The 9,426-nt window shown below is 66.7% G+C and carries 6 protein-coding genes; 3 read left to right on the forward strand and 3 right to left on the reverse strand.

Annotated elements, in window-relative coordinates; translation table 11 throughout:
- Nucleotides 1–61: 61 nt before the first annotated feature.
- The 3 genes from mmpL3 to trmB all read right to left on the reverse strand — a co-directional run bounded on the left by mmpL3 (nt 62) and on the right by trmB (nt 4,650).
- Complete coding sequence (gene mmpL3 / locus ACZYZ7_RS31730) at nt 62–3,079, reverse strand: trehalose monomycolate exporter MmpL3 (protein ID WP_463742573.1); 3,018 nt, start codon at nt 3,077–3,079, stop codon at nt 62–64.
- Between the two features lie 78 nt (nt 3,080–3,157).
- On the reverse strand, nt 3,158–3,853 hold the full coding sequence (locus ACZYZ7_RS31735) for an NYN domain-containing protein (protein ID WP_463742574.1): 696 nt from the start codon (nt 3,851–3,853) through the stop codon (nt 3,158–3,160).
- Entirely contained in the window at nt 3,850–4,650 is an 801-nt protein-coding gene (gene trmB / locus ACZYZ7_RS31740) for a tRNA (guanosine(46)-N7)-methyltransferase TrmB (protein WP_167858062.1), read from the reverse strand. Before trmB ends, ACZYZ7_RS31735 begins: the two co-directional genes overlap by 4 nt.
- A 286-nt stretch (nt 4,651–4,936) precedes the next feature.
- Between trmB and ACZYZ7_RS31745 the strand changes: the two genes are divergently transcribed.
- The 3 genes from ACZYZ7_RS31745 (at nt 4,937) to ACZYZ7_RS31755 (ending at nt 9,249) form a co-directional block, all read left to right on the forward strand.
- Nucleotides 4,937–5,779: a P-loop NTPase family protein gene (locus ACZYZ7_RS31745; protein ID WP_463742575.1), complete on the forward strand. Its 843-nt coding sequence runs from the start codon at nt 4,937–4,939 to the stop codon at nt 5,777–5,779.
- Nucleotides 5,780–5,784: 5 nt separating this feature from the next.
- Nucleotides 5,785–7,263 carry a hypothetical protein gene (locus tag ACZYZ7_RS31750; protein ID WP_450073102.1) on the forward strand — a complete coding sequence of 493 codons (1,479 nt, stop codon included), beginning with the start codon at nt 5,785–5,787 and terminating at the stop codon, nt 7,261–7,263.
- Between the two features lie 156 nt (nt 7,264–7,419).
- Nucleotides 7,420–9,249, forward strand: coding sequence for a phosphoenolpyruvate carboxykinase (GTP) (locus tag ACZYZ7_RS31755; RefSeq protein ID WP_135451522.1), 1,830 nt, complete (start codon nt 7,420–7,422; stop codon nt 9,247–9,249).
- The last annotated feature ends 177 nt before the right edge of the window (nt 9,250–9,426 follow it).

Genomic DNA, 9,426 nt, shown 5'->3' on the forward strand with positions numbered 1-9,426 from the left:
GGCTTGTCGTCGAGATTCCAGCGAATCATCGAGCACAAGCCGACATTCGATCGGCGAGTTCTTACAGCCGGCCCTCGCGACGCAGCAGGTCCTGCGCGCTCATCCCGCCCCCGCGACGAGGGGGTTCGTCGTCGCGGGGGTCGAACTTCTGGGTCGACGGGTCCTGATCACGCTGGCGCGGATTCGGACCCGGCACCGGCCCCGGACCCGGCCGCTGTGCGCCGAACGCCGTCGTCGGTGCGCTCTCACCACCGGCGGGCGGACGCTGCTGTTGCGGCATCGCACGGGTGGCGTCGGCGGACGGACGCGGTGCGGGCGGGGGCGGAGGCGGAGGCGGCGGGGTGCCGTTGGACGGGCCGCCCTTGGCCGGACCGCCGCGCAGCGCACCCAACCACGATTCAATCTCACGGTCTTCGCGCTGCGGGGGAGCCGTCGGCCCACCGGCAGGACGTCCGGTCGGCTGCGGCGTGCGCTCGGTGCCGGCGCTGGTGTTACCCGCCGCGGTGTTGACCGTGTTGACCGCCGTGTTCACCGCGTTGCGGACGGCGTTGCGCGCCATCGCGAACTTGGTGGTGGCCGGTTCTTGATTGGGCTGCTGGTGGGACTGGGCCTGGGGCGGGGCCTGGGGCGGGTTGATCCGCGCGGTACCTGCGGCCGAGGGCGCATTGGTCCGCGGCATCTGCGGGCGCATGGGCTCGGCCGCGGGATGGGTCGGATCGTGCGGCCGCGGTGCCGGCAGGGCGCCGACGCCGGCCAGGGCGCGTGGGTCCTCGCCGGACTCCTGAGCCATCGGACGCTTGCGCTCGTCGGGCAGTTCGGTCTCACCGAGGCCGAGCTTCTCCTGGACGCGTTTCATCCAGTGCGGAGCCCACCAGCAATCGTCACCGAGCAGCTTCATGATGGCGGGCACCAGGAACATACGGATGACCGTGGCGTCCAACAGCAGAGCGATGAGCAGACCGAAGGCCAGGTACTTCATCATCACCAGGTCGGAGAAGGCGAATGCACCGACCACCACTGCCAGCACTAGGGCCGCACCGGTGATCAGGCGGCCGGTGGTCGCGGTACCGATCCGGATGGCCTCCGCGGTGGACATGCCGCGTTCCCGGGCCTCCACCATGCGGGATACGAGAAAGACCTCGTAGTCGGTGGACAGACCCCAGATCACTGCGATGATCAACCCGATCATCGGTGCCATCAGTGGTTGCGGGGTGTAGTTGAGCAGCCCGGATCCATGACCACCTTCGACGAACATCCAGGTCAGGATGCCCATCGTGGACCCGAGTGTCAGTGCGCTCATAAGGGCGGCCTTGATCGGCAGCACGATGGATCCGAACGCCAGGAACATCAGCACCGTCGTGGTGAGGACCAGGATCACCGCCAGCAGCGGCAGGTTGTCGAAGAGGCTCTGAATACTGTCCTGCGCCAGAGCCGGCGTGCCGCCCACGTAGACCTGAGTGCCGTGGGGTGCGGGCAGGGCCCGCAGTTCGTTGATCTTCGCGGGTGCGTCGCTGCTGTTGACCAGGCCGTTCTGGATGCTGCGCACCGACGGATCCTTGGTTCCGCTTTCCTGTGCGTTGCGTTCCTGCCACATCTTGGACGGGTTGTCGGCGTCGGTGAAGCCGGAGACCGTCGCGGCCTTGGAACGTAGCTCGGCGAGCTGCTGGTCGGTGACCGGTTTGCCGTCGTCACTTTGGATGACCATGGTCAGCGGCTCGGTCCGGAAACTGGAGAAGAGTTTGTCGAACTCCTCCTGGGCCATGCGCACCGAGTTGTCCGGCGGCAGGTACTTCTCGCTCATACCGCCAAGCGCGAGCTGGCCGAGCGGGATGACGAGGAGGGTCATCACGACCAGGATCGGGGTGGCGAAGGCGATGGGCCGCTTCATCACGACGTTGACGAGCTTGCCCCAGAAGCCCTGTTCGACTTCTTCGCGGGTTTTCGTCTTCTGGGTCTTCTCGGCGAACCAGTCGATGATCTTCCGGGAGAACGGCCAGTTGGCCAGGAACGGCACCTTCAGCAATGTCGTCACACCCAGTGCGTCGACTCTGGGTCCCAGGATGGCCAGCACTGCGGGCAGCACGGTGATCGACAGGAATGCCGCCAGCAGTACTGAGGCGATGATGGCGTAGGTGATGGATTTCAGGAAGCCGAGCGGGATCAGCAGCAGCGGCAGCGAGGACGCCACGATGATCACCGAGGAGAACGCGACGGTTCGTCCCGACGTCATCACCGATCTTCGTACCGCGGCCTCGGTGTCATAGCCCTCGGCCAGCTCCTCTCGGAACCGGCTGACGATGAACAGGCCGTAGTCGATGGCGATGCCGAAGCCCATCATCGTCACCACCGGCTGGGCGAAGAAGTGCACGGGCCCGAACTCGGCGGTGAGTCTCAGGATGCCCAGAGCGCCGGCGATCGTCAGGCCACCGATGATGGCGGGCAGGGCCGCGGCGACCGCTCCGCCGAACACAAAGAACAGCACCACGGCGACCAATGGCACAATTGCCAGCTCGGCGCGTTTCTGGTCGGTGCCGATCGTGCCGGTCAACTCGCTGGCCAGTGGGTTCAGCCCGGCCAGTTTGATGTCGCCGTCGTTGACCTTCCGAAGGTCAGGCTCGATGACTTGGTAATTCTTCAGAATCGTGTCGTCGTCGTCGCCCTTGAGCGGCACGCTGATGAAGGTGTGCTTCAGGTCCTGCGTCTTCATCTGGTTGACGAGTTCGTCGGTGGTGTCGGGGGCTTTGAGCCAACCCACCCAACCGACTATCTGGTCCGGGTGATCCTTGACCACCTGGTCCAGTTCCGCAGTGACCTTCTTCTGCCACGCCTTGTCGGTGACCTTCTTGTCATCCGGCGGCGTCAGGATGGCGACGATATGGCTGGTCCGGTCACGGCCGTAAACCTCGTCGCCCAACAGCGACGCCTGGACCGACTGGCTGCCCTCGTCGTAGAAACCACTCTGAGTGACGTGCTCTCCGAGACTGGCGCCATAGAGGCCGCCACCTAGGCACAGCGCCACCATGACACCGATGACGATGTACCTCAACTGGTACACCGTTCGACCCCACCAGGCGAACACTTAGGCTCCTAACGCTTCAATACTTCGCTTTAAAACTTGTGGTGACCCGCGCACGGACTGGACGTAGGTCTTCAGTTGTTACGCACGTGCGGTTAGTAGCGATGACAGCGGCCGGAACGGCTGCAGCCATGCTCCCTGCTCGGGCAGCGAGTCCAGTCCGATCCGTGGCAACGGTTCCCGGAACACACCAGGAATGTCCTCCAGATCGACAAACTCCAAGGTATCCGACGCTAACGCCCAGCTCGCATGTTCGCGAAATCCGAGCACCTGCACGGGGGTGCCTTCACGGGCGATTTCTTCCAGGGGCTGGCGGAACGCTTGCCCGTCAGCCGAGGCCACGAGGACCGCTGCCAGTCCTTCTCTGCGACGCAGGGCGATGTGCTCGAGCATGTCGCTGTCGACATCGCTGTCATCGTCGATCTTCGGCTTGGCGAAGACGGCGAAACCCACGTTACGCAACGCCTCCACCCACGGGCGCACCACATCGGCGCTACCTGGGGCGATGTTGGTGAAGACGGTGGCCTCCGGCTCCAGCGATACATCCTCGTCATCGCCGGCTTCGGAGACCAGATCTGATGTGTACCCCAGCAGCCACCGGCCCAGAGCGTCGAACCGTGGACGGTGCGCGGCGGTCGGGCGGCCGCCGAGGATCGCGCCGAGTCCCATGTCCAGATTGGGGGCGTCCCACACGAGCAATACGCGGCGCGCGGGGGTGGCAGTGGCACCCGCCTCCACCTGCGCGGACTCGTTCTGCATGTCTTCGGTCACACTCATGGCCGTTTCTCCCAGACCAGCTCGGTGACGTCGGGACCGGCCAGGGCTTTGCGCTCGTACTTGGTGACCGGGCGTTCGACCGATATCGGCAGGTGTGTGGCCCCTATGTCGACCCGGCGCAACAGTGGTTCGGCGTCACCGACCTCGGCAATGTGCTCGGCATACCCGGCGTGGTCGGTGGCCGCATGCAGGATTCCGCCGGGCCGCAGCCGATCGGCGATCAGGGCCACCGTGGCCGGCTGCAGCAGACGGCGCTTGTGGTGACGGGCCTTGGGCCAGGGATCCGGGAAGAACACCCGCACCCCGGTCAGGGTCCCGGTGCCGAACATGTGCTCCAGCACGTCGACGCCGTCCCCGCGGACCATGCGGATGTTGGTGACGGGGGATGAGGTTTCTCCGGAGCGGTCGATCGCGCTGAGCAGTTGGGCCAGACCCTTGCGGTAGACCTCCACCGCGATCACATCGAGATCGGGTTCGGCCTGGGCCATGGCAAGCGTTGAGGTGCCGGTGCCCGAGCCGATCTCCAGGATCAGCGGGGCAGAGCGGCCGAACCACGCCGCGGTGTCAACGTCGACGACGGGTTGCGAATCCTCGTCACGGGCTTGGATGCCCAGCTCAGGCCACAGCCGATTCCAGGTCTGTTGCTGGGCGGGCGACAGCGTCGACCGCCGGGTACGGAAGCTGGTCACCCGGGGAAAACGGTGCGGCTGGGCGGGCGGCACGTCGGCCGCTTCATCTGCCGGCGCCGGCCCACCGACATCGGACCTGGACGGGTGCATCCGTCCATGGTCTCTTATCGGCGGCGATGTGCTCGCATCGTGGTAGAGATTGATACCCAACAGTTGCCTCCTACTGTTAAGGCGTAAACCTCTGTTCGCGCGCGCCCGCGGCCCGTGTCACGATTTTTCGTGGGGCACCCGGATGCGCCGGTGACCACGTAGGGAAGGCTGCCAGATTTTCGCAGACGAGCTCGCACGCTTTGCCGACCGTGACGGCGATGCGCGGTTGGCGGAGATCTGTGCGCGGGTGTCGGCTCCGTTATGTGTGGATGTGCGCGGGCGTCGCGGCGTGGGGGTGAGCACGGTGACTGCCGCTCTGGCGGGTGCGGGCCTCGAGACCGGTGCGGCCGGTGACGTCACGGTGCTGGTGATCGCCGAGGTGCTCAAACCCGAGGACGAGGCCCTGCTCGAGGAGCTGCGCCGGGCGGGCCGGCCGACGGTCGTGGTGCTCAACAAGGCTGATCTGGCCGGGTCGGGGCCGGATGGCCCGATCGCGACCGCACACCGAAGGGCACAGCGCCTGCAGAACCCGGCCGGGGTGCCGGTCGTGCCGATGGTGGCACTGCTGGCGGTGGCCCGGGCGCCAGGGCCACACCTGCTCGATGCGCTGCGGCTGCTGACCCGCGAGCCTGCCGACCTGACCTCGGCCGACGGCTTCGTTGCCGGTTCGCACCGGGTGCAGCGTGAGGTGCGTACCGAGCTGCTCGAACGTCTCGACCGGTTCGGGGTCGCCCACACCACGCTGGCGTTGAGCCGCGGCGTCGACGCCGAGACCTTGCCGGGGCTGTGGCGACGGCTCAGCGAGGTGGACCGGGTGCTGGCGGCCATCGATGCGGCGGCCGCGTCGGTCCGGTACCGGCGGGTGCGGTCGGCACTGGCTGAGCTGCGTGCGGTCGGCGGCCCGGCGGTGGGGCGTTTCCTGGCCGCCGATGACACGGTGATCGCGGTGATGGCCGCCGCCGTCGACGTCGTGCAGGCCGAAGGGCTGACGGTGGGCCCCGGCGACGATCACAATGCCCATCTCTGTCGCGCCCGCCGCTGGCGGCAATACCGCGACGGTCCGGTGAATGCCCTGCATCGACGGTGCGGTGACGACATCGTGCGAGGTTCCCTGCGACTGCTGGGTGCGACGGGTAGCCGACGGTGACCGACGTGGATACGGCCCGGGATCAGGCGGCGGCGGGCACGCGAGGAGCAAAAATCGCCGAGGCGGACGCCCTGGTGGCCGCGATCGACCCGGGCCTGAACTCGCCGGGGGTGGAAACCCGCGATGCGGTGCTGGTGGCCGGTCCATGGCTGGCCGGATCGACGAGCGTGATGGCGGCACTGCGGGAGCGCATGCCGGAGACGACTTTCGTGGAATCCACTGAATTGGTGGCCGGCGAGGCGCCGGCGGCTGTGGTGTTCGTGGTTTCGGCAGCCGCCCCGGTTACTGAATCAGATTGTGCCCTGGTCGATTTGGCGTCGCGATACACCGATCTGGTGATCGGCGTGGTGTCCAAGATCGATGCGTACCGCGACTGGCGCGATGTGCGCGACGCCGATGCGGAAATCCTGGGCGAGCGCGACGCGCGCTACGAACGCATGCCCTGGGTGGGGGTGGCGGCGGCGCCCGATCTCGGTGAGCCGCAGCTCGATGAGCTCGTCGAACTGCTCGCCGGCCAGCTCGCCGATCCCGATATCGCGCGCCGGAACAGGTTGCGCGCCTGGGAAACTCGACTGGAAGCGGTCATCCTCCGGTATGAGGCCGACGGGTCCGGCGCCGACCGCCAGGCCCGCGTCGACGTGTTGCGGGAGCGTCGCGCCGAGGTGGCCAGGGCCCGCAGGCTGACCCGTACCGAGCGCAGCATCGCGTTGCGCAGTCAATTGCAGCAGGCCAGGGTTCAGCTCGGCTATTTCGCCCGCAACCGGTGTAACTCGGTGCGCACCGAATTGCAGGAGGATGTCGCGGGCATCGGCCGGCGCCGGATCGAGACGTTCGAGGACTACGCCCGGCAACGCGCGCACGAGGTTGTCGGTGAGGTCGACGAGGGCGTCACCGCCCACCTGCGCGGAATGGCGGACGAACTTGAGTTGACGGAACCTGAATCGCCCGCCCCGGCGCGGGTCCCCGACCTGCCGTCGCCCCAGCTGAAATCCCGGACCCTCGAGACCCGGCTGATGCTCGTCCTGGGCGCAGGCTTCGGGCTGGGTGTGGCGGTGGCGGTCAGCCGGGTACTGGTGGGTGCGGCCCCGCGACTGGCCGTGGCCGGCCTGGTGGTCGGGGCGGTGGTGGGCCTGCTGCTGGCGATCTGGGTGGTCGGCACCCGTGGGTTGTTGCACGACCGGGCGGTGCTGGATCGCTGGGTCGGCGAGATCACCACCACCCTCCGTTCGGCGGTCGAAGAGCTCGTCGCGAAACGGGTCCTGGCCGCGGAGACTGCGCTCACCACCGAGCTGGCGGCCCGTGAGGAAACCGAGGCGGCCGCGGTAGCCGAGAAGACCGCCGCGATGGACGCCGAACTGCGTGAACATGCCATCGCGACCGCGCGGGCGGCGGCCCAGAGAGACCGACGGATCCCGCCGTTACAGCGGGCGCTGAACGCCGTGCGGGCGGATCTGTACGGCAACAGCGACGCTACTGGCGAGTAACCACCTGATAACGTTGATCTGAATCGTTCCTGTGAGTGATCGGACATACCACTGGTTCACCGTGGGTATGTCACCCGAGTTAACCTCTACCCAAGGGGTAGCCGTGACCGCGTCGTGACGTGGCTTGGGTTCCACAAACCTACGCAGGAGAATTTGATGACCTCAGCGACCATTCCGGGTCTGGACACCGCACCGACGAAACATCAGGGTCTGCTGGCCTGGGTCCAGGAGGTCGCAGAGCTGACTCAACCGGATCGGGTGGTCTTCGCCGACGGGTCCGCTGAGGAGTATGACCGGCTGGCCGCTCACCTGGTCGAGGCGGGTACCTTCCAGAAGCTGAACGACGAGAAGCAGCCGAACTCGTACCTGGCGCTCTCCGATCCGTCCGACGTCGCCCGCGTCGAGTCTCGCACCTTCATCTGCTCCGAGCGTGAGATCGACGCCGGCCCCACCAACAACTGGATGGAACCCGCCAAGATGCGCGGGCTCATGAGCGACCTGTACCGCGGCTCGATGCGCGGCCGCACCATGTGGGTGGTGCCGTTCTGCATGGGTCCGCTGGACGCCGAGGATCCCAAGCTCGGTGTGGAGATCACCGACTCCGAGTACGTCGTGGTCTCGATGCGCACCATGACCCGGATGGGTCAGGCCGCGCTCGACAAGATCGGCGACGACGGCTTCTTCGTCAAGGCGCTGCACTCGATCGGTGCGCCGCTGGAGCCCGGCCAGAAGGACGTGCCGTGGCCGTGCAACGACACCAAGTACATCACCCACTTCCCGGAGACCCGTGAGATCTGGAGCTTCGGCTCGGGCTACGGCGGCAACGCTCTGCTGGGTAAGAAGTGCTACTCGCTGCGGATCGCCTCGGCGATGGCCCATGACGAGGGCTGGCTCGCCGAGCACATGCTGATCGTCAAGCTGATCTCCCCGGAGAACAAGGCCTACTTCGTCGCCGCGGCATTCCCGTCGGCCTGCGGCAAGACCAACCTCGCGATGCTGCAGCCGACCATCCCCGGCTGGCGTGCCGAGACCGTCGGTGACGACATCGCCTGGATGCGGTTCGGCAAGGACGGCCGCCTGTATGCCGTCAACCCCGAGTTCGGTTTCTTCGGCGTCGCACCCGGCACCAACTGGGATTCCAACCCCAACGCGATGAAGACCATCGCCGCAGGCAACACCGTCTTCACCAACGTGGCCAAGACCGACGACAACGACGTGTGGTGGGAAGGCCTGGAGGGCGAACCCGACCACCTGATCGACTGGAAGGGCAACGACTGGTTCCTGCGCGAGACGGAATCCAAGGCCGCGCACCCGAACTCGCGCTACTGCACCCCGATCTCGCAGTGCCCGACGCTGGCGCCGGAGTGGGACGACCCGCAGGGCGTGCCGATCTCGGCGATCCTGTTCGGCGGCCGTCGCAAGACCACCGTCCCGCTGGTGACCCAGGCCCGCGATTGGCAGCACGGTGTGTTCATCGGCGCCACCCTCGGCTCCGAGCAGACCGCCGCCGCCGAGGGCAAGGTCGGTACCGTGCGCCGCGACCCCATGGCCATGCTGCCGTTCCTGGGCTACAACGTCGGTGACTACTTCCAGCACTGGATCAACATTGGCAAGAACGCCGATGAGTCGAAGCTGCCTGCGGTGTTCTTCGTCAACTGGTTCCGCCGCGGCGACGACGGCCGCTTCCTGTGGCCGGGCTTCGGCGAGAACAGCCGCGTGCTGAAGTGGGCCATCGAGCGCATCGAGCACAAAGCCGACGGCAAGAGCACCCCGATCGGCATCGTGCCGACGGCCGCCGATCTGGACCTGTCCGGGCTCGATGTGGATCCGGCCGACGTGGACGAGGCGCTGGCCGTCAACACCGAGGAGTGGCGGGCCGAGCTCCCGCTGATCGAGGAGTGGTTCGAGTTCGTCGGTGAGAAGCTGCCCACCGGCATCAAGGACGAGTTCGACGCCCTCAAGCACCGCCTGGCCGAAGAGTCCTAGTTTTCAGCATTACGCGCACCCTCGTGATTTCACGAGGGTGCGCGTTTTTGTGTGAAAGCCGTTGCGCATCACGTATGTAACGCTGTGGCGATTTTCGGCACCTCAAAGTCAAGTGGCTAGTGCAACGTGGCTACGCAGCTTGATTGAGGAGGGTGGCGAGGCGTTGGGCTGGGGTGT

Source organism: Mycobacterium sp. IDUB_17 (assembly GCF_055419465.1).